Origin of the sequence: Paracoccus tegillarcae (assembly GCF_002847305.1) — a bacterium.
Classification (GTDB): domain Bacteria; phylum Pseudomonadota; class Alphaproteobacteria; order Rhodobacterales; family Rhodobacteraceae; genus Paracoccus; species Paracoccus tegillarcae.
Genome location: NZ_CP025408.1, coordinates 783,849 through 802,933, shown reverse-complemented (window position 1 = coordinate 802,933; position 19,085 = coordinate 783,849). Strand labels below are relative to the sequence as shown.

Sequence of the window (19,085 nt, the reverse complement as noted above, 5' to 3'; positions counted from 1 at the left end):
TTCAGGTATCGCTGATTGTTCGAAAAAGGTGTTGCCGTTGCACCTGTCCTCGCGCCTTGGAACGGGGCGGAGAAGACGCAATACTGCAGCCAGCCTTCTTGGAACCGGACCTTTATCTACTCAGACGTCAATCTCTACCGCGCCGATTGGACTGGAGCAGCATGCCAGAATGAACCCTGCTGCGATGTCGTCTTCGGATATGCCGCCGTTATGCACCATGTGGACGTCGCCGGCGGTCTTTTTGACCTTGCAGGTGCCGCAAACGCCGAATGTGCAGCCTGACGGAATGACGATGCCCGCGCCGCGCGCGACGGCCAGCACCGTGTCAGTTTCATTGCACTCGGCGGTAACATCGGATCGTGCAAAAGCAACGCTCGCTGCCGCCCTTTCGTCGAGGACGACATCATCATGCTCTGGAAGCTGGTCTTCCTTTTTGACCGGTGCGGCAAAGCTTTCCTGGTGGTAGTGATCCATGTCGTAGCCAAGCGCGATCAGCATTTCGCGCACAGCGTTCATGAATGGTTCGGGCCCGCAGCAGTAGACGTCACGCTCCAGATAGTCGCCTGCGATCAGGCCGATCATCAGCTGATTGAGGCGCCCGCGCAGCCCCGTCCAGACACGGTAAGGGTCGTCCTGTTCGACAATGAAGAACAGCCGGATCGACGGCACGCGCGACGCCATCTGTTCCAGCCGCTGCCGCGCGATAATGTCCTGCGGTCGCTGCGCGCAGTGAACGAATGCCACGTCGACGTCAGTGCCCCGGTCGTAAAGATATGTGGTCATCGCCAGCAAGGGCGTGATGCCCGAGCCCGCCGAGATGAACAGATACTTTTTTCGTTCGTTGCGGGGCATCGAAAAGATCCCCGCCGGACCGATGGCCTTGATCTGCATGCCGGGCGTCAGATGATCCAGCATCCACCGCGTGCCGACGCTGCCGGCTTGTGCCTTGACGGTGACCGAAATGGTCATCGGCCGCGAGGGCGACGACGAGATCGTGTAGGTTTTCCAGACCGTTCCGCCGGGCACCGGCAGCTCCAAGGTCAGGAACTGTCCCGGCTCATAGCGAAACTGAGCGCCTGACGCCGTCACAAAGCTGACGGTGACGGTGTTCGGTGCCTCGGGGACGACCGCACAGCAGGTCAGCGGCTCGGCATCCGTCCAGATCGCAACGTCTGACGAGGCCATGAGATCAGGTTGCACTGCCATGACGTCACTCCGCCGCGAATCTGGACGCGCTGCGCGTAATTGCGCGGATCATGGCAGCCGCATACCAATCGACGAACTGAATGTTGCCGCCTTCGTGGGTTGGGGAATAGGGGCCGGGCTCATAGGCCGGCGACCGGATGCCGCGCTGGTTGTTCTCGACCACTTCGCGATCCTCGGCATTGGTGGCGATCCAGACCTCGGTCAGGCGTTTCAGATCGTAATCCTGCCCCTCGACTGCGTCCTTGTGGACCAGCCATTTGGTGCAGACTTCGGTCTCCATCGAACCGATCGGCGTGACGCGGAACAGGATGATGTGATCCGACAGGAAGTGGTTCCACGTCCCGGGATAGCGGAATTTCAGCAGCGCACCGGCATCCTTGAACGGAAAGGACGAGTTTGGCTTGGTCACCGCGACCTTGCCGTCCAGGGTGTAGCTTTCCGCCGTATCCAGCAGCGGCGCGCGCACGAAACGCCATTCACCATCGGCGGCGATTTTATAGGCCGACAATGCGCCCACCGCGTTGCAACGCTCGGCATGGTTTTTCTGTATATCCAGCAACTCTCCGCTGTCATCATTGCCGACGGCGCGCGGGTCTTCGGGGAAGGTGCGGCACAGCGACGGGTGGTTGCCGGCGCAGTGATAGCATTCGCGGTTGTTTTCCCAGACCAGCTTCCAGTTGCCCTGTTCTATGATCGTGCTCTCGAACGCGACCTTGGAATTTTCCAGATCGTGTTTCGCAAGATAGCGCTCGGTCTCTGCCGCCAATTCGTCGATCGAAGGCGCATCGTCGGCAAGGCAGATATAGACCATGCCTGACAGGTTGCGGCAGTGCACCGCCTTCAGGCCATGTGCAGACGGATCAAAATCAGGTCCCATGTCGCGGGCCCAGAGCAGGCGGCCATCAAGCTCGTAGGTCCACTGATGATAGGGGCAGACCAGCTTTGGGTTCGACCCTTTCTTGGTTTTGCACAGCACTGATCCGCGATGGCGGCAAGAGTTATGAAAGGCACGGATCTGACCATCCGTTCCGCGCACGATGACGACGGAATAATCCCCGACCTCGTGGACGACATAGTTCCCTGCCTTCGGAATCTCGCAGGCGGGCAGGGTGAACAGCCACTCGCGATACCAGATCTGATCCAGGTCGACCTGAAACACGCCGGGGTCGCAGTAGAGGTCCTGGGCAAGCGAGTGCGCAGGCTTTCGGCGCATGAGGGTGGACAGCACGTCAGCTTCACGAAGCATCGAAGTCTCCAGACTGGCCCACCAACTGACGGCTGGACCATTTTTGAATGATCACTCTTTCCAGGCCCAAGAACCGGCACATCGATTCTCTCCCTTTGGGTTCCAGTTTGCAGGCCGAGGCCAGGAATGCGTCGAAGATTGCGACACCGGCTGCCAGATTTGCGACGGCGGCTTAGCCATTCCGGTCAATTTTGCAGGATGCGGGCGGCGGGTGCTGCCGGGCGGTTCTGCCGCACTCTTGCGCTGCTCGCGACCCATGCTGATTTCCGGCGACGGCGTCAGCTCAAAGTCGCCATCGCGGACTTCATCATAATAGTTATTGATAATAATCATTATATGGTATACCTAAATGAAGGAGGAGGAATCATGGCACAGACTGACGAATCGCCCCGCGCCGGAAAGGCAGAGCCTGTCACCGACAGTGTCCTCAGCAACCTTATCGGATACCGGCTGAAGCGCGCCTATATGCAGATACAGCCGGTCGCGCAGCGCGTCATGGCGCGCGATGGTTTGCGCGTGGTCAGCTTTTCTTGCCTGTCGATCATCACCGACAATCCCGGCATCGTTCAAACCGAACTTGCCGAAGCATTGCAGATGGAACGCTCTAATCTGGTCGTCATCATCGACGAGCTGGAACAGCGCGGCCTGATCACACGCAAGAAGGTGCCAACTGATCGTCGGCGCTATGCCCTGACGGCAACCTTGCGCGGGCGCAATTTGCGCGACCGTGTCGCTGAGGCCGTGCGCGAGGCCGAAGATGCAATCTTTGGCCTGCTGAGTGAACCAGACCGCGCCCGTCTGCTGATCATTCTGAAACAGCTGGAAGCGCACCGGACGGGCTGAACAACCCTACACGCCACGGCAGGAGGGCCGGGTGTGAATGACCAACGGAGGAAATCTATGAAAACGCGTATTGCCGCGACTGCACTCGCATGTTCGATCTCGATGCTGGCTGTGACGGCTTCGGCCGAAACCATCCGCGCAACGACAGGCTTTGGCCCCAGCCACGCCCAGGCCAAGGTCTTTTACCCGGAAATGTTCAAACGTCTCACTGAACTGACCGATGGCCGCTGGGACGGTCAGGACACGCCCTCGGGTCTTGTTGCCCCGAATGAAATGTCGACCGCGCTGCGCGATGGCGTCACCGATATGGGCGTGCTGTTGCTGCCTTATTTCATCGCCGAATACCCTGAAAGTGCGATGATGTCGGAACTGTCGATGCTGGGCAAGACGCCGGGCGCGGTGGCCTCGGCGGTGACCGAATACATCGTCACCTGCGAACCCTGCCAGACCGAATTCAGCCGCAACGGGCAGGTCTATCTGGGGTCGGATACAACGCCGCTTTATCAGTTGTTGTCGACCAAGCCGGTCAAGAGCCTTGCCGACATGCAGGGTCTCAAGATCCGCAGCGGCTCGCCCTTTTATGCGGCCTATATCGAGAATGTCGGCGGCGTTGCCGTTCAGATGCCGTCGAGCGAATTGTTCGAAGGCCTGAGCCAGGGCGTGATCGAAGCCACGTTCAGTTCGCCGCACGAAGTGATCGCCAACCGTCTGGGCGACGTGGTCGATTATGTGACCGTGGTGGATGAGGGTCTGTTCAACAGCGCCGCCGGCATGACCGCCAGCAAGCTGTTGTGGGACCGGATGGATGCGGCTGATCGCAAGGCCTTTGTCAGCGCTGCGCAATATGGCAGCGCGATGGGCATGGCCAGCTTTGATGAACAGATCGCCGAGGTCAAAGCCGGCGATGAGGTCGAATTCATCATCCCCGATGACGAAGTGATCGCCAACCGCGACGCCTTCAATGAGCAGCGGCTGGCCGAAGCGGGCGAAATTCTGGAAAGCCGGGGCGTCACCGATGCACAGGCCAAGGTCGACCGCTACGTCGCGCTGATCGAAAAGTGGGACGGGCTGGTGACAGCAGAAACCACGCCCGAGGAACTGGCCGCGCTGCGCGATCAGGAAATCTGGGCCAATGTCGATCTGGAAAGCTACGGCGAGTAGTGTGATCGCTGGCGCATGCGGCCGAACATCCGCATGCGCCCACCCCCATAGCGCAATCCCACGGAGGAACGGATGTTTAAGACCATCGAAACCGCTGTGGCGCGGTTCAGCATGGCGTTGGGCGGCCTCGTGCTGGTCGCGATGATGATGCAGGTCGTCGTCGACGTCTTCATGCGGGCGTTCCTGGGCGCCGGTTTCCCCGCCACCTCCGATCTGGTCAGCAAGTATTACATGGTCGCCGTCAGCGTGCTGCCGCTGGCCCTGACCGAGGTCAAGCGCCGCCATATCGAAGCCACCATCTTTACCCAGAAACTGACCGGCACCTCGCTGAAAGCGGTGCAATTGTTCGGGTTCGTGATCTTTGCTTGTGTACTGGCCGTGCTGCTTTACGGCGGCACCGTCGAGGCGATCAGCAAGACCGCGCGCGGCGCCTATGTCGAGGCGGGCACCATCCGCTTTGTCACCTGGCCCAGCTATTGGATCATGCCGCTGTCCTTCGGGCTGGCGCTGTTGATCATGGTGCTCCGCATCATCGAGGTGCTGACAGGCCAGTTCACCGACGGTGATGACGATCCGCTGGATCAGTTTGACTCTCAGACGGGGGAAGCGTGATGGAACCGATTACCATCGGAGTTCTTGCGCTGGCGGCCCTCTTGGGGCTGATCGCCCTGCGCGTGCCTATCGCAGCCAGCCTGATCTGTGTCTCGTTCCTGGGCATCTGGGCGGTTGCGGGTCTGCGCCCGGCGATATCTATGCTGTCCACGATCCCCTACACCACCTCAGCCAGTTGGACGCTGTCTTCGATCCCGATGTTCCTGCTGATGGGCTATATCGCCTATCATTCCGGCCTGACGCGCGGATTGTTCGAGGCCGCGCGGGTCTGGTGGGGCTGGCTGCCGGGCGGCTTGGCGATTGCATCGCTGGCGGGTGCCTCGGGCTTTGCTGCCGTATCCGGGTCGTCGGTCGCCTGTTCAGCCGCCATTGGCCGCATCGCGGTGCCGGAGATGGCGCGTCAGGGCTACAATCTCAGCATCGCGACCGGCTCGGTCGCGGCGGGCGGCACGATTGGTGCGCTGATCCCGCCTTCCATCATCCTGATCCTGTTCGGGATCCAGGCAGAAACCTCGATCAACCAGCTGTTTTTGGGCGGATTGTTCCTGGGTCTGGCGTCGCTGGCCTTTTATATCACCGCGGTGCTGATCGTCTGGTGGCGCGATCCGGCCAGTCTGCCGCGCGCAGAGCCGTATACGATGGGCGACCGCTGGCAGAAGACGCTGGAAATCTGGCCTGTTCTGTTGCTGATCATTTCGGTCTTTGGCGGGCTCTTCACCGGCTTTTTCACGGCGACCGAGGCCGGCGCTTTTGGCAGCTTCATGGCGTTGTTGATCGGCCTCATGCGCCGCTCGCTGAGTTGGGCGGATTTCAAGGAAAGTCTTGTCGATACGCTGCTTGCAGGCGGCGCGCTGTTCATCATCGCCATCGGCGCCAACCTGTTCACGCGGCTTGTGGCCATGTCCGGGCTATCGATGCAGATGGGCATCTTTGTCGAGGGGCTGGGGCTCAGCACCTTTGCGCTGCTGTTGGTGATCGTCCTGATCTATCTGGTGCTGGGCATGTTCCTGGAACCGATCGGCGCGCTGCTGCTGACCTTGCCGCTGTTCCTGCCGATCCTGGCCGAGCATGGCGTGGACAAGCTGTGGTTCGGCCTTCTCGTCGCCAAACTTCTGGAAATCGGGATGATCACCCCGCCGGTCGGGCTGAACGTCTTTGTCATCCACTCCGTCGCCCGAGACTATGTGCGGCTGGAACAGGTTTTTGCGGGAATCGTGCCGTTCATTCTGGCTGATCTGGCGCTGGTCGCCTGCATGCTGGCCATTCGCGGCTTTATTTGAGGAAAGGGATCCAGGATGAATATCTCCGGTCAAATCGCGCTTGTTACGGGCGCGGGAAGCGGTCTGGGCGAGGGAACTGCCCGACGCCTGTCTGCCGCTGGTGCCAAGGTTGTGGTCGTCGATCTGGGCACGGATGCCGCGCAACGCGTGGCCGATGACATTGGCGGACTAGCCGTCGCGGCCGATGTCTCGGACGCAAACGCCGTCGAGGCAGGTTTCGCCCGCGCCGCCGATGAACTGGGCGGCCCGCCGCGGATCGTTGTCAACTGTGCCGGCATCGGAACTGCGGGCCGCATCCTGCCGCGTGACGGTGTGCTGCCGCTCGAGGCGTTCGAACGCACCCTGCGTGTCAATCTTTTTGGCAGCTATGTCGTGCTCAGCCACGCCGCACGCGCCATGTCGGGGGCGGAACCGCTGGATGCGGATGGCGCGCGCGGCGTGATCATCAACACGGCCTCGGTCGCCTATCAGGACGGCCAGATCGGGCAGGCCGCCTATGCCGCATCCAAGGGCGGCATCGCGTCCATGACCTTGCCAGCCGCACGCGAACTGGCCCGGTTCGGCATCCGGGTCATGACCATCGCACCGGGGCTGTTCGAAACCGCCATGAGCGCCGGACTGCCGCCCGAGGCGCGTGCCTCGCTAGAGGCCGGGCTGCCCTTTCCGTCGCGCATGGGCACGCCTGATGAATTTGCCATGCTGGTGCAAAGTGTTGTCGAAAATCCGCTGATGAACGGCGAGGTGATCCGCATCGACAATGCCGTTCGTCTTGCACCGAAATGACCGTCCAGGAAAGGAACCACCCCATGTCCGATCATGCGAAATATCTGACCAGAGAAGTAGACGGTCAGGTCGCGACCATCACCATGATCCGCACTGACAAGCGCAATGCGATGTCCGACGGTCTGATCGCCGCGATCGAAAACGCTTATTCCACCATGCCCAAGGATGTGCGGGTCGTAATCCTGACCGGCGCCGGGGGGCATTACTGTTCGGGTCTGGATCTGTCGGAACATGTCAGCCGCAGCGCCGAGGACGGCGTTTATCACTCGCGCAACTGGCATCGGGTGATGGAATTAATCCAGTTTGGTGGCCTGGTGACGATCTCGGCCCTCGAAGGCGCGGTGATCGGCGGTGGTCTGGAACTTGCCGCATCGACCCATGTGCGCATCGCCGAGCCGTCGGTGATCTTCCAACTGCCTGAGGGCCGGCGCGGCATCTTTGTCGGCGGCGGCGCGACGGTCCGCATCGGCCGGATCATCGGCCCCGACCGTATGGTCGAGATGATGCTGACCGGGCGCAAATACGGCGCGGATGAGGGGCTGTCACTGGGGCTGGCGCATTATAGCGTCGGTCAGGGCGAGGCGCTGCCTCTGGCGCGCAAACTTGCAGGCAGCATCGCGGGCAACGCACCGATGTCGAACTATTTCATGGTGCAGGCCTTGACGCGCATCAACGACATGTCGCGTGCCGACGGGTTGTTCACCGAAAGCCTGTGCGCCGCGCTTGTCCAGACGACGCCCGATGCCAAAGAGGGCCTGCAAGCCTTTTTGGAAAAACGCCAGCCGGTTTTTCGCTAAGTTCAAAAGGAAACAGGTTGTGACCGATATTCCACCCTTGAACGCTGACAATATCGAAGAACGTGCCGCATGGGCGCGCGCAAACACCGTCACAGAATGGATCGCGCATGACACGATCCGCGAGGATCGCGCGGACGGCACCATCCTCTTGCGCGCTGCGCAGCCATTGGGGGAGGTCGCGCCGAATACCGGGCATTGGCTGCACCATTGGGCAGCGGCCACGCCGGACCGGATGGCACTGACTGAACGCGCTGGCCCCGACATGGATCGAGGCCCCTGGCGCGAGGTAACCTATGGCGAGTTGCTGGGACAGGTTCGCGCGGTGGGTTCGGCACTACTGGCGCGCGGGCTGGGGGCAGGGGACAGCATTGCGGTGCTGTCGGGCAATGGGATCGACCATCTGATCCTGTCGCTGGCCGCGCAATATGTCGGTGTGCCCGTCGTACCGCTGGCCGAGCAATATGCCCTGATAGAAGAGGCGCATGGCCGGCTGGTTTTTGTGTTGGACAAGGTGCATCCGAAACTGGCTTTCATGGACGATGCAAGTCGCTACGCCGCAGCCTTGCGCCTGCCGCAGCTTGATGGCGTCGAGGTCGTGGCCGCGCGCCCCGATGGCGCCCCGCGGGACGTAACCGCCTTTGCCGATCTGCTGGCAACGCCTGATCACCTCGATCTGGATGAACGGCACGCGCAGGTCGGACCGGAGACGCTGGCCAAGATCCTGTTCACCTCTGGTTCGTCCAGCGAGCCCAAGGGTGTGCTGACCACGCATGGCATGATGTGCGCCAATCAGGCACAGATGTCGGCGGTGATGCCCTACCTGTCGGCCCGCCCGCCAAGTGTCACCGACTGGCTGCCCTGGAACCACGTGTTCGGCGGCAGTCACAACGTCAACATGATGCTGGCCCACGGCGGTACGCTGACCATTGATCAGGGCAAGCCGACGGCACGCGGTTTTGCCACGACGCTGGCGAACCGGCGCGAGCATCCCGGTACTCTGGCCTTCAACGTGCCGGTCGGTTTTGCGATGCTGACCGATGCCGCGCATGACGACGCCGAGACCCGCAAGGCCCTGTTCAAGGATCTGGATCTGATCTTCTATGCCGGCGCCTCGCTGCCACAAGAGGTCTGGCTGCGGCTGGAACGCTTTTGCATCGAGGAACGCGGCGGCCTGCCGATGATGGCCTCTAGCTGGGGTCTGACAGAAACCGCACCCGCCTGCCTCATGGTGCATGAGCCCATCGGTCGCTCGGGTGTGATCGGCGTGCCCCTGCCTGCGGTTGAGGTCAAGCTGATCCCGGATCAGGACATGCGCTGCGAAATTCGGGTCAAGGGGCCGAATGTCACCGCGGGCTATTTCCAGGACCCCGAAAAAACCGCTGCGGCGTTTGATGACGAGGGTTTCTTTATCACCGGCGACGCCGTGCGGTTCGTGAACCCGAAAGATCCCGCGCGCGGGCTGATCTTTGACGGCCGTGTGTCGGAGGATTTCAAGCTTAACACCGGCACATGGGTCCAGGCCGGAAGCCTGCGGATGACCGCGCTGGATCGGCTGAAGGGGTTGGTGCAGGACCTTGTGGTGTGCGGCCATGATCGAGGCGAGGTCGGCTTGCTGCTGTTTCCGTTGCCACAACAGATCAGCGATGAAAACACCGCCCGTGGCGCGTTGATCGACCCGCATCTGTCGGCCCGCATAGAGGCGGCCCTGCGCGAGATGAATGACGGCGTCAGCGGATCGGCCAAGCGGATCACCCGTGCCATGGTGCTGTCCGATCCGCCCTCGCTGGCCGGGCAAGAGGTGACCGACAAGGGATCGCTCAACATCAGAAAGATCCTGACCCGCCGCGCCGATCTGCTGGAACGGCTTTACGACAACGAAGATCCCGCGCTGATCCGGGTCTGAGGAGGCAAAGATGAACAAGATCGACTTCGCCAAGGTGCGTGCCATCGATTTCCACACCCATGCCGAGGAATCCTGTGGCTGCCACGCCGATGACGGCTATGACGAGTTGCAATCGACAATGGCCAAATATTTCGGCGCGCCGTGGTCACACCCGCCCACCATAGATGAGACCGCCGCGCATTACCGCCAGATGAACATTGCCGCGGTGATCTTTCCCGTCGATGCAGAACGCGAAACGGGCTATCGCCGCTACAACAATTACGAGGTCGCGGATGCCTGCGCCAGGAATGACGACATCCTGATCCCATTTGCGTCGATCGACCCGGCCAAGGGCAAGCTGGGGGCGCGCGAAGCCCGTGATCTGGTCGAAAATCACGGCGTACAGGGCTTCAAGTTTCATCCCACGATGCAGGGGTTTTACCCCAACGACCGCATGGCTTATCCGCTTTACGAAGCCATCGCCGAAACCGGCAAACCTGCGCTGTTTCATACCGGCCAGACCGGCGTCGGGTCAGGCATGCGGGGCGGCAACTCGATGCGGCTGAAATACTCTGATCCCATGATCATCGACGACGTCGCGGTGGATTTTCCGGACATGCCGATCATTCTCGCGCATCCGTCCTTTCCCTGGCAGGAAGAGGCGCTGTCGGTCGCCCAGCACAAGCCAAATGTCTATATCGACCTGTCGGGATGGTCGCCGAAATATTTTCCGCCGATCCTCGTGCGCTACGCCAACACCCTGCTGAAGAAGAAGATGCTGTTCGGCTCTGATTGGCCAATGATCGCACCGGAAAAGTGGCTCGATGCTTTCGACAAGGCAGAGTTCCGCGACGAGGTGCGCCCGCTGATCCTGAAAGAAAACGCCATGCGCCTGCTAGGGGTCAGCGATTGATTGCCTGACTGCGCGCCAACGATACGTGCAGCGCGCACATCCACCCGAGGAGGAACCCAAGATGATCTGCTTTGGACCAAGCCGTGTACCAATGCCCACGATTGTGATCACGGCGGCATTGGCGCTGTCTGCTGGAACGTCTGCGAGCGCGCAATCCGACCTTGCAGTGTATTCGCACATGGTCCTGATGGGAAATCCGCCCATCGCAGAGCTGATTTCCCGGACCCGCAGCACCGATGACGGGCCGCTGGTTATCGGCAGGGACCTCATGCAGTTCATGCTGTCGGATAACGGAACGACCCTGGTCGAAGCAGGGCACTGAGACAACGCCAATACATGAAGGAGACCTGGAATGCGTGCTACTTTGACGATAATGGCGATGCTTTGGGCCGGTACGGCCATCGCGGTGCCCATGAATTGTGCCGATCTGACACCCGAAGCGCTTGGAACAAGCGATGTGACCTTCACCGAGGTCGCTGTTGTTCCTGCGGGCGAGGATAGCCCGGTCGCACAATGCCGTATTCGTGCGACGACCGCAGAACGCACAGGCAGCGATGGCAGGCCCTATGCCCTGCGCTTTGAGCTGGCACTGCCGGATGACTGGAATGGCGATTTCGTCCACCAGTTCAACGGCGGCAATGATGGCGAGGTCAAGCCTGCGACAGGCGCGCTTGGTGCAGGAACGGGCGATCAGTCACCGCTGGCGCGTGGCTTTGCCGTTGTCAGCAGCGACGCGGGCCATGATGGCGCGGCCAATCCCGATATGGGGCTGGCTGGCGGCGCGGCCTTCGGTGCCGATTTCGAGGCTCGGCAAATGTATGGCTACAAGGCCGTCGAGATCCTGCAGCCCCTGGCCCGCCAGATGGTCGATGCCTATTACGGCACGCCGGTCGAGCGCGCCTATGGCATTGGCTGTTCCAACGGTGGTCGTCACGCGATGGTCGCCGCGGCGCGGATGCCGGACGCCTTTGACGGTCTGCTGATTGGCGCGCCGGGGTTCAATCTGCCGCGCGCGGCGGTGCAGCACGCCCTGGATGTCCAGACCTTTCAGCCGCTGACTGGCGATATCCGCACCTCTTTCTCGACCGAGGACTTGCATCTGGTGGCAGACTCCATGCGCGCTAGTTGCGACGGACTGGACGGTTTGAAGGATGGGCTGATCGGTGACACCGCGGCTTGTCAGGCTGCGTTTGATGTCACCGCATTGCAATGCACGGGAGGGCAGAACAGCGACTGCCTGTCCGCCGCGCAAGTACAAGCCCTGCAAACGATCCATGCAGGTCCCAAGGGCGCAGATGGCCAACAGCTTTACAGCGACTGGGCCTGGGATGCCGGGATCGAGGGCGGAAACTGGCGCTTCTGGAAGGTCGAAAGCACGGTGCCGCCATGGGATCAGATGCCGATCATCGCGGTGATGGGCGCGGCCTCTCTGGCGCAGATCTTCACCGTTCCGCCCACAGAGGTTGGCGGTTCGCCACAGGAACTGATGCAGTTCCTCCTGGAATTCGACATTGCCGGGCAGGCTGAGATGATCGATGCCAGCAGTGATGCGTTGCCGGAATCGCCCATGGAGGTAATGAGCCCGCCGGACAGCGATGATCCCGCTCTGGCCGAATTTCGTGCTGCTGGTGGCCGCATGATCATCACCCATGGTGTCAGCGATCCGGTCTTTTCGGTCAACGACACCGCGCGCTGGTACGCATCGCTGGATAAAAACAACGACGGCCAGGCCGCCGATTTCGCGCGCTTTTATCCGGTGCCCGGGATGAACCATTGCAGCGGCGGGCCGGCGACGGATGCATTTGATCTGCTGACGCCGCTGATTGCCTGGGTCGAGGACGGAACCGCGCCCGAGGCTGTCACCGCATCGGCCAGGGCCGATAATGACGAGGTTCCCGAGGGTCTGCAGGGCGCCACCCGTCCGCTTTGCCCGGCCCCGCAGGTCGCGCGCTATCAGGAGGGCGATCCGAAATCTGCCGACAGCTTCCAGTGCCAGTGAGGTTTGCATGACACCGTTTCAGGCCCCGCTTGACGATATCTTCCACAGCCTGCGCAGCCTTGCCGGTGACTTGCCCGGCTGGGACGCAGACCTGTCAGAGGAAATCGCCCGCCATTTTGCAAGCCTTGCAGAGGGGGTGCTTGCGCCCCTGAATGCCACCGGCGACCAACAAGGGTGTCGGTTGGAAAATGGCCGGGTGCGGATGCCGGCGGGATTTTCAGACGCTTTCGCCCGGCTGGGTGAGGATGGCTGGCAGGGACTGACAGCGCCTGAGGCGTTCGGCGGGCAGGACATGGATCACCTGACCGCCGCCGCGCTGTCCGAGATATTCTCGGGTGCAAACCACGCGTTGCAAATGGTGACCGGACTTGTGCCGGGGACCGTGTCGACCTTGCTGGCGCATGGCACCACAGATCAGCAGGCGCGGTTCATTCCGCGCCTGGTCGCCGGGGAATGGCTGTCCAGCATGGCGCTGACCGAGGCTGGCGCAGGCTCTGACCTGTCGCAAATTCGCACGCGCGCCCGGCCCGATGGTGAAAGCTGGCGGATCGACGGGCAAAAGATCTTTATCTCGGGCGGCGATCAGGACATCTCGCGCGGGATCCTGCATCTGGTGCTGGCGCGGACCGGCAAGCCCGAGGATGGCGTCAAAGGACTGTCGCTGTTTCTTTGTCCATCCGAAATTGACGGTATCCGCAACAGCGTCTCGGTCACCCGGATCGAGGAAAAGCTGGGCCTGCATGCCTCGCCTACTTGCCAGATGGAATTCGACGGTGCGCGCGCAGAGCTGATCGGCGTTGAGGGGCGCGGCTTGGCCGCAATGTTCACCATGATGAACCATGCACGTCTGGACGTGGCCCTGCAGGGCGTGGCCCATGCCGCGCGCGCCCATGCCATCGCGGCGGCCTATGCCGCTGATCGTCAGCAGGGCCGAATGCCCGATGGCAGCCCTGCAGCCCTGTCCGATCACCCCGACGTTCAGCGCATGTTGGCCGAGCAACGCACGCTTGCCCGTGGTGCGCGCGGGATGTGCCATCTGGCGCTGGCGCAGATCGAGCGCGGCGATTGCCCGGCGCTGGTCGAATTTCTGACCCCGCTGTGCAAGATCCATGGCAGCGAGGCGGGCATTCGGTCCGCCGATCTGGGTATCCAGATCCTTGGCGGTTACGGCTATCTCGAGGAATACGGGATGTCGCAGGTGTGGCGCGACGCGCGCATCACCGCGATTTACGAGGGCGCCAACGGCATTCACGCACTGACGCTGGCCACACGCGGATTGCGGCTCGATGGCGGCGCGGCGATCCCGGCTTTCGTGGATCTGGTTGTCAGACTGGCCCCGGATGATGCCGAACTGGCGGGGCGGGCGCAGCAATGGCAGGCGACCGCGCTTGAAATCGCGCAGGCGGGTGATGCAAGGGCGCGCGCCGATCAGTTCGCACATGACAGCGCGACCCTGTTGAGCCGCGCCGTTCTGCTTAGGCTGGATGCCTGAGGCCGCAGCGGACATTTAGCCCGCTGACGGTGCCTCTGGCAGGATCACCTCGGGCGTGTCCTCATACATCCGTTCAACCAGATCGGCCCGGTTGCGCAGCACCGCGCGCTGATTGACCGAGCCCTTGTCGGTGACCTCGCCGCGATCAAGGCTAAGCGGTTCGGTCAGAACCATGACCCGCGAAATCCGCGTGGCCGATCCCGTGGACGCTGCTACATGGCCAGCCAGATGCTGGGCGATGCGGGCGCGGACGGCGGGGTGGCCAGGCACCTCGTCGTCAGGCGTGCCGTCAGGGACGAGCGCGCGCATCGCGGACAGGGACGGAACCAGAAACGCCGCCAGCGCGTCGCGGTTTTCGCCTACAATCACCGCATCGCTGACAAGCCCGCCCATCTGATCGACGATCTTTGCGCGCAAGGCGCCCACCGCGACCCATGTGCCGGTTTGCAGCTTGAAGTTTTCGGCGATCCGCCCATCGAAGTAAAAGCCTTGCGTCGGATCACCCGGCACCGCATAGCGCAGCGCGTCGCCAAGGCGATAGAACCCCTCTTCGTCAAACGCATCCTGAGTCAACTTTGGTGCGCGCCAATAGCCCGGCGTCACGTTCGGCCCCTTTACCCGGACCTCAAGCTTGTCGCCGGTCGGTACCAGTTTCAGCGTCACGCCGCTCGCGGGAACGCCGATATTGCCCGGCGCGTCCTTCGGATCGACGCATTGCATGGCGAAGGGCGCGGTTTCCGTTGCGCCGAGGCCGGTGACGATGCGGATCCTTTCGCCAACCGTTTGCACGGCAAGGCGCTCCAGATCGTCCCAGGTATGGCTGGCCATGCCCGCGCCCGCATACATCAGCATCCGCAGGTCACGGAAAAAGCTTTGGCGCAGCGCGTCATCGTCCTTCATCGCATGGACCAGCGCCTCGAAACCTGCCGGAACGTTGAAATACCAGGTCGGCGAGACCTCTCGAAGATTGCGGATCGTCTCGGCGATGCCCTTGGGTGTCGGCTTGCCTTCATCGATGTAGTATGTGCCGCCATTGAACAGCGCCATGTTGAAGACCTTGTTGCCGCTGGCGGTGTGGTTCCAGGGCGCCCAATCGCAGATGACCGGCGGTTCTTCGACCATGAAGGCAAAGCAGTTTTGCACCATGACCATGTTCGAGGCCAGCATGCGGTTGGTCTGGATCACGGCCTTCGGACTGCCTGTGGTGCCCGATGTGAACAGGAATTTCGCGACCGTATCAGGACCGACTGCCCGATGCGCCTCATCGACGTCGCTGCCCGCCTCGGTCGCAATCACTTGCGCCCAAGGCACGGTCTGATGGGTGTCGAGGCTGCCTTCCAGCGTGACGACCGGGATATCAGGCCCGAACACCGCCGCGATCGAGGGCGCGAAGGGCCTGGCTGATTGCACAAACACGACGCCCGGCGTGATCTGTTCCGTGATGGATTTCAGCTTGTCATAATCGGTCGAGATCAGCGCATAGGCGGGCGAAATTGCGGCTGATGGAATGCCCACATACTGCGCCCCAAGCGCCATCAGCGCATGCTCAAGCGAGTTGCCCGACAGGATGATCAGCGGCCGTTCATCCGACAGGTTCTGACCCAGCAGCCATTGCCCGATCCGGCGCACGCTATCGCGCAACTCGCGATAGCTGACGCGGCGCCAGTCATCGCCGTCGCGCTGCGCCATCCAGGTATGTTCGGGGCGCTGTTCGGCCCAGTGATCGATGATATCGGTCAGCCGGTCGGGATAATCGCCAAGCGCATCCTCGCGCCAGATCAGGGTGGTGCCGTCGGTCCGCTCATCCCATTTGAGGTCAGGGTTCCAGACCTTGGCTGCGCGTACATCCGGTCGCGTTTCGGAACGGTTTGCTGTCATCGAAGACACCTCCTCCCAGGGCGTTGCATTTTTTTTGTTTACGTGGAAACAATTTCTTTGTAAACCTTTTTAAAAGAGCAACGAGGGAGGTTGATGACATGAGCGATACCGCACTGGTCCGCTATGAGCTGGATGACAACGTCGCGATCCTGACGTTGAATCGGCCCGCGAAACGAAATGCGCTGAACGCGCCAATGGTCGAGGAATTGCGCCAAGCGATTGAGCGCGCCCAGTCCGAAGCCCGCGCCGCCGTGATCTGCGGCACCGGCGAGCATTTCAGCGCCGGCCTGGATCTGGCAGAGCATGTCGGGCGCTCGCCCATCGAAGGTGTGCACCATTCGCGGCGCTGGCATGCGATCTTCGATCAGATGGAACAAAGCCCCATCCCCTTCTTCGCCGCCTTGCACGGCGCTGTGGTTGGTGGCGGGCTGGAATTGGCGGCTGCCGCGCATATCAGGGTGGCGGATGAGACTGCATTCTTCGCGTTGCCAGAGGGCACGCGGGGGATTTTTGTCGGCGGCGGCGGCTCTGTCCGCGTGGCGCGGCTGATGGGCGTGGCGCGGATGACCGACATGATGCTGACCGGTCGGTCGCTGTCAGCGCGCAAGGCCGAGGATTGGAACCTGTGCCAATATGTCGTGGCGGCGGACGAGGCCAGGGCAACCGCGATTGATCTGGCTCGCAAGGCGGCCGGCAATGCCGAAATGTCCAATTATGCCATCATAAACGCACTGCCCCGCATTCAGGATATGGCCCGCGGCGATGGCCTGTTCGTGGAAAGCTTTGTCTCGGCCATGACCGCAGCCGCGCCCGAGGCCGGCGAACGTCTGCGCGCTTTTGTCGAAAAACGCGCGGCCAAGGTCGCACGGCCCGAGGCATGAGCCTGCCGCAACAGCCCGCGCGCGCGATCGACTTGGGCGATCTGACCGGATCGCTGGGTTTCTTGCTGCGCCTCGCACAGATCGAGGCGTTCGAGATGTTCTACGAGGGCTTGGAAGACGCGCGGATCAAGCCCGGCGAATTCACGGTGATCTACGTGATCCAACGCAATCCCGGCATTCGTCAGGGCATCCTGGCAGAACGATTGTCCATCAAGCGCGCGCATATGACCAAACTGATCCGCAGGTTCGAAGTGCAGAAGGTGGTCGCGCGGCACGTGCCGGACGATGACCGCCGCGCGGTCGAACTGACACTGACACCAACGGGCGAGGCGCTGGTGGCGCGCCATACCGATGCGGTTCTGGCGCAGGCTGGACGCGAATCGGATCGGCTTGCCCCTGACGAAGCCCGGCAACTGATCGCGTTGCTGCGTAAATTTACCGGCCTGGAGGAAACACCATGAATATCGACGACCTGATCGCCATCGACATCCACACCCATGCCGAAGAGCCCTGCTGCGGGCCGCGCGACGACGGCTATGACGAGTTTCAAACCGGAATGGCCGCCTATTTCCGCAATCCGGCTGGTGCCAAGGGCATGCTGCCGACGGTGCAGGAGACAGCCGCCTATTACCGCGAGCGCAAGATCGGGGCGGTGATCTTTCCGGTTGATGGCGAGCGCGAAACCGGGTTCCGCCGCTATTCCAATGAAGAAGTCGCCCAGATCGCTGCCGAGAATGACGACATCCTGATCCCCTTCGCCTCGATCGACCCCGCCAAAGGCAAGGCCGGCGCACGAGAGGCGCGGCGGCTGGTGCGAGAATTCGGCGTGCGCGGGTTCAAGTTCCATCCGACGATGCAGGGCTTTTACCCTAATGATCGCTCGGCCTATGTGCTATACGAGGCCATCGCCGAAGAAGGCGCCATTGCGCTGTTTCACACCGGCCAGACGGGGGTCGGCTCGGGCATGCGCGGCGGCATGGGGATGCGGCTGAAATATTCCAACCCGATGTTCGTCGATGATGTCGCAGTCGATTTCCCCGACATGCCGATCGTCCTTGCGCATCCTTCCTTTCCCTGGACGGAAGAGGGGCTGTCGGTCGCTCAGCACAAACCCAACGTCTATATCGACATGTCTGGCTGGTCGCCCAAATATTTCCCGCCATTGTTCGTGCGCTATGCCAATTCGATCCTGAAGAACAAGATGCTATTCGGCAGTGACTGGCCCGCGATCACGCCCGACCGGTGGCTGAAGGATTTCGATGCAATCGGCATCAAGGATGAGGTCAAGCCGCTGATCCTGAAGGAAAACGCGCGGCGGCTGTTGAAGATCTAGGCGCGGCTGATCCTATGCCAAGGTCCGCGAGGGATGGCCCTGGAGGCGCTGGACTTTGCAGACCCTGAAAGGGCCAAACCCCTTCGCGCTGTCAGGCAGACGTCGCGGAGGTCCTTCCACCACGGTCCGCAGCGAACTGCAATCTTGCGTGAAATCGGGCCAACTCGCTGGGGGTGGCATCCTGGCCGCAATAGATCCGCACATAGCCCGGTACACGCGCCATGCGGATGCCCGGATCTTCGCGCATCTGCATCGAGATATATCCGATCTGGACCAGATAAACGGTGCGCGCGCGGACATCGGCATCGTCAGGCGCAAAACCAAACCGCTCGAACAAGGCGCGGATCGCCTGCAATCGCTGCTCGTCCTCGGCGTTGACGCGCGCCATCACCGCGTCGGATTGATGCGCCCAGCCTCGCACGGCGAAATCAAGCTGAGGCTCGAACAGCGCCTCGTCATGGAACACCGTGATCAGGTTCAGCATCGCCTCGGCTATGGTTTCCGCATAGGCGGTGCAGGCATCGACAAAGGCGCCGGTATTCTTGGTCTGCCATTCTTCCAGCAACGCATCCAGCAGCGCGCCGCGATCCTTGAAAAACCAGTAAAAACTCGCCCGCGAGATATCCAGCCGTGCAGCAAGCGGCTGGATCTTTACCGCATCAAGGCCCGATTCCAGAAATGCCTGCCTTGCCGCCTGCAGCCAGACCGCGCGCGAGCCACGCCAGCCAGTCGCGCTTTCATCATCGATAGGGGGCGTGGGCTTATCCATGCCCGGACAA

19 protein-coding genes are annotated in these 19,085 nt (G+C 61.8%); 14 read left to right on the top strand and 5 right to left on the bottom strand.

Annotation, left to right across the window (positions count from 1 at the left end; all coding sequences use genetic code 11):
- Positions 1–120: 120 nt before the first annotated feature.
- The 3 genes from CUV01_RS04065 to CUV01_RS19580 are packed head-to-tail and all read right to left on the bottom strand — an operon-like array spanning position 121 to position 2,785.
- Positions 121–1,206: an FAD-binding oxidoreductase gene (locus tag CUV01_RS04065; protein ID WP_101459343.1), complete on the bottom strand. Its 1,086-nt coding sequence runs from the start codon at positions 1,204–1,206 to the stop codon at positions 121–123.
- 4 nt (positions 1,207–1,210) lie between these two features.
- Positions 1,211–2,452 (bottom strand): aromatic ring-hydroxylating oxygenase subunit alpha, encoded by a 1,242-nt coding sequence (locus CUV01_RS04060; protein WP_101459342.1) that lies wholly within the window; start codon positions 2,450–2,452, stop codon positions 1,211–1,213.
- A gap of 51 nt (positions 2,453–2,503) precedes the next feature.
- On the bottom strand, positions 2,504–2,785 hold the full coding sequence (locus CUV01_RS19580; RefSeq protein WP_157994772.1) for a hypothetical protein: 282 nt from the start codon (positions 2,783–2,785) through the stop codon (positions 2,504–2,506).
- A 33-nt stretch (positions 2,786–2,818) separates the two neighbouring features.
- Here CUV01_RS19580 and CUV01_RS04055 point away from each other — a divergent pair, with 33 nt between their 5' ends.
- The 11 genes from CUV01_RS04055 to CUV01_RS04005 all read left to right on the top strand — a co-directional run bounded on the left by CUV01_RS04055 (position 2,819) and on the right by CUV01_RS04005 (position 14,214).
- Positions 2,819–3,295: a MarR family winged helix-turn-helix transcriptional regulator gene (locus tag CUV01_RS04055; RefSeq protein ID WP_157994771.1), complete on the top strand. Its 477-nt coding sequence runs from the start codon at positions 2,819–2,821 to the stop codon at positions 3,293–3,295.
- A 57-nt stretch (positions 3,296–3,352) separates the two neighbouring features.
- A complete protein-coding gene (locus tag CUV01_RS04050; RefSeq protein WP_101459340.1) occupies positions 3,353–4,456 on the top strand; it encodes a C4-dicarboxylate TRAP transporter substrate-binding protein in 1,104 nt (367 codons plus the stop codon).
- A 72-nt stretch (positions 4,457–4,528) separates the two neighbouring features.
- Positions 4,529–5,068, top strand: a complete 540-nt coding sequence (locus CUV01_RS04045) for a TRAP transporter small permease (RefSeq protein ID WP_101459339.1) — start codon at positions 4,529–4,531, stop codon at positions 5,066–5,068.
- Entirely contained in the window at positions 5,068–6,348 is a 1,281-nt protein-coding gene (locus CUV01_RS04040; RefSeq protein ID WP_101459338.1) for a TRAP transporter large permease, read from the top strand. Before CUV01_RS04045 ends, CUV01_RS04040 begins: the two co-directional genes overlap by 1 nt.
- Positions 6,349–6,363: 15 nt before the next feature.
- Positions 6,364–7,131 carry an SDR family NAD(P)-dependent oxidoreductase gene (locus CUV01_RS04035; protein WP_101459337.1) on the top strand — a complete coding sequence of 256 codons (768 nt, stop codon included), beginning with the start codon at positions 6,364–6,366 and terminating at the stop codon, positions 7,129–7,131.
- Positions 7,132–7,154: 23 nt separating this feature from the next.
- The gene (locus CUV01_RS04030; protein WP_101459336.1) at positions 7,155–7,928 is read left to right on the top strand and encodes a crotonase/enoyl-CoA hydratase family protein; all 774 of its coding nucleotides are present in this window, start codon (positions 7,155–7,157) and stop codon (positions 7,926–7,928) included.
- Between the two features lie 19 nt (positions 7,929–7,947).
- Entirely contained in the window at positions 7,948–9,831 is a 1,884-nt protein-coding gene (locus CUV01_RS04025) for a feruloyl-CoA synthase (RefSeq protein WP_232962493.1), read from the top strand.
- Between the two features lie 10 nt (positions 9,832–9,841).
- The gene (locus CUV01_RS04020; protein WP_101459334.1) at positions 9,842–10,723 is read left to right on the top strand and encodes an amidohydrolase family protein; all 882 of its coding nucleotides are present in this window, start codon (positions 9,842–9,844) and stop codon (positions 10,721–10,723) included.
- Between the two features lie 91 nt (positions 10,724–10,814).
- On the top strand, positions 10,815–11,045 hold the full coding sequence (locus tag CUV01_RS04015; protein WP_101459333.1) for a hypothetical protein: 231 nt from the start codon (positions 10,815–10,817) through the stop codon (positions 11,043–11,045).
- Positions 11,046–11,075: 30 nt separating this feature from the next.
- On the top strand, positions 11,076–12,722 hold the full coding sequence (locus tag CUV01_RS04010; protein WP_101459332.1) for a tannase/feruloyl esterase family alpha/beta hydrolase: 1,647 nt from the start codon (positions 11,076–11,078) through the stop codon (positions 12,720–12,722).
- 7 nt (positions 12,723–12,729) lie between these two features.
- Positions 12,730–14,214 carry an acyl-CoA dehydrogenase family protein gene (locus CUV01_RS04005; protein ID WP_101459331.1) on the top strand — a complete coding sequence of 495 codons (1,485 nt, stop codon included), beginning with the start codon at positions 12,730–12,732 and terminating at the stop codon, positions 14,212–14,214.
- 15 nt (positions 14,215–14,229) lie between these two features.
- Here the strand turns inward: CUV01_RS04005 and CUV01_RS04000 are convergent, their stop codons facing one another.
- Complete coding sequence (locus tag CUV01_RS04000; protein WP_101459330.1) at positions 14,230–16,092, bottom strand: feruloyl-CoA synthase; 1,863 nt, start codon at positions 16,090–16,092, stop codon at positions 14,230–14,232.
- Between the two features lie 98 nt (positions 16,093–16,190).
- Between CUV01_RS04000 and CUV01_RS03995 the strand changes: the two genes are divergently transcribed.
- The 3 genes from CUV01_RS03995 to CUV01_RS03985 are packed head-to-tail and all read left to right on the top strand — an operon-like array spanning position 16,191 to position 18,306.
- A complete protein-coding gene (locus CUV01_RS03995; RefSeq protein ID WP_101459329.1) occupies positions 16,191–16,973 on the top strand; it encodes a crotonase/enoyl-CoA hydratase family protein in 783 nt (260 codons plus the stop codon).
- Positions 16,970–17,434, top strand: a complete 465-nt coding sequence (locus CUV01_RS03990; protein WP_101459328.1) for a MarR family winged helix-turn-helix transcriptional regulator — start codon at positions 16,970–16,972, stop codon at positions 17,432–17,434. Before CUV01_RS03995 ends, CUV01_RS03990 begins: the two co-directional genes overlap by 4 nt.
- Positions 17,431–18,306, top strand: coding sequence for an amidohydrolase family protein (locus CUV01_RS03985; protein ID WP_101459327.1), 876 nt, complete (start codon positions 17,431–17,433; stop codon positions 18,304–18,306). Before CUV01_RS03990 ends, CUV01_RS03985 begins: the two co-directional genes overlap by 4 nt.
- Before the next feature lie 91 nt (positions 18,307–18,397).
- On the opposite strand, the gene CUV01_RS03980 is transcribed toward CUV01_RS03985, so the two are convergent.
- Entirely contained in the window at positions 18,398–19,075 is a 678-nt protein-coding gene (locus CUV01_RS03980; RefSeq protein ID WP_101459326.1) for a TetR/AcrR family transcriptional regulator, read from the bottom strand.
- Positions 19,076–19,085: the final 10 nt, after the last annotated feature.

What these genes read in the sequence shown, in the direction of transcription:
- CUV01_RS04010 (WP_101459332.1), top strand. Translation starts at nt 11,076, where the DNA reads ATGCGTGCTACTTTGACGATAATGGCGATGCTTTGGGCCGGTACGGCC.
- CUV01_RS04005 (WP_101459331.1), top strand. Translation starts at nt 12,730, where the DNA reads ATGACACCGTTTCAGGCCCCGCTTGACGATATCTTCCACAGCCTGCGC.
- CUV01_RS03995 (WP_101459329.1), top strand. Translation starts at nt 16,191, where the DNA reads ATGAGCGATACCGCACTGGTCCGCTATGAGCTGGATGACAACGTCGCG.
- CUV01_RS04060 (WP_101459342.1), bottom strand. Translation starts at nt 2,452, where the DNA reads ATGCTTCGTGAAGCTGACGTGCTGTCCACCCTCATGCGCCGAAAGCCT.
- CUV01_RS03990 (WP_101459328.1), top strand. Translation starts at nt 16,970, where the DNA reads ATGAGCCTGCCGCAACAGCCCGCGCGCGCGATCGACTTGGGCGATCTG.
- CUV01_RS03985 (WP_101459327.1), top strand. Translation starts at nt 17,431, where the DNA reads ATGAATATCGACGACCTGATCGCCATCGACATCCACACCCATGCCGAA.
- CUV01_RS04035 (WP_101459337.1), top strand. Translation starts at nt 6,364, where the DNA reads ATGAATATCTCCGGTCAAATCGCGCTTGTTACGGGCGCGGGAAGCGGT.
- CUV01_RS04065 (WP_101459343.1), bottom strand. Translation starts at nt 1,206, where the DNA reads ATGGCAGTGCAACCTGATCTCATGGCCTCGTCAGACGTTGCGATCTGG.
- CUV01_RS04020 (WP_101459334.1), top strand. Translation starts at nt 9,842, where the DNA reads ATGAACAAGATCGACTTCGCCAAGGTGCGTGCCATCGATTTCCACACC.
- CUV01_RS04015 (WP_101459333.1), top strand. Translation starts at nt 10,815, where the DNA reads ATGCCCACGATTGTGATCACGGCGGCATTGGCGCTGTCTGCTGGAACG.
- CUV01_RS04000 (WP_101459330.1), bottom strand. Translation starts at nt 16,092, where the DNA reads ATGACAGCAAACCGTTCCGAAACGCGACCGGATGTACGCGCAGCCAAG.
- CUV01_RS19580 (WP_157994772.1), bottom strand. Translation starts at nt 2,785, where the DNA reads ATGATTATTATCAATAACTATTATGATGAAGTCCGCGATGGCGACTTT.
- CUV01_RS04050 (WP_101459340.1), top strand. Translation starts at nt 3,353, where the DNA reads ATGAAAACGCGTATTGCCGCGACTGCACTCGCATGTTCGATCTCGATG.
- CUV01_RS04045 (WP_101459339.1), top strand. Translation starts at nt 4,529, where the DNA reads ATGTTTAAGACCATCGAAACCGCTGTGGCGCGGTTCAGCATGGCGTTG.
- CUV01_RS03980 (WP_101459326.1), bottom strand. Translation starts at nt 19,075, where the DNA reads ATGGATAAGCCCACGCCCCCTATCGATGATGAAAGCGCGACTGGCTGG.
- CUV01_RS04040 (WP_101459338.1), top strand. Translation starts at nt 5,068, where the DNA reads ATGGAACCGATTACCATCGGAGTTCTTGCGCTGGCGGCCCTCTTGGGG.
- CUV01_RS04055 (WP_157994771.1), top strand. Translation starts at nt 2,819, where the DNA reads ATGGCACAGACTGACGAATCGCCCCGCGCCGGAAAGGCAGAGCCTGTC.
- CUV01_RS04030 (WP_101459336.1), top strand. Translation starts at nt 7,155, where the DNA reads ATGTCCGATCATGCGAAATATCTGACCAGAGAAGTAGACGGTCAGGTC.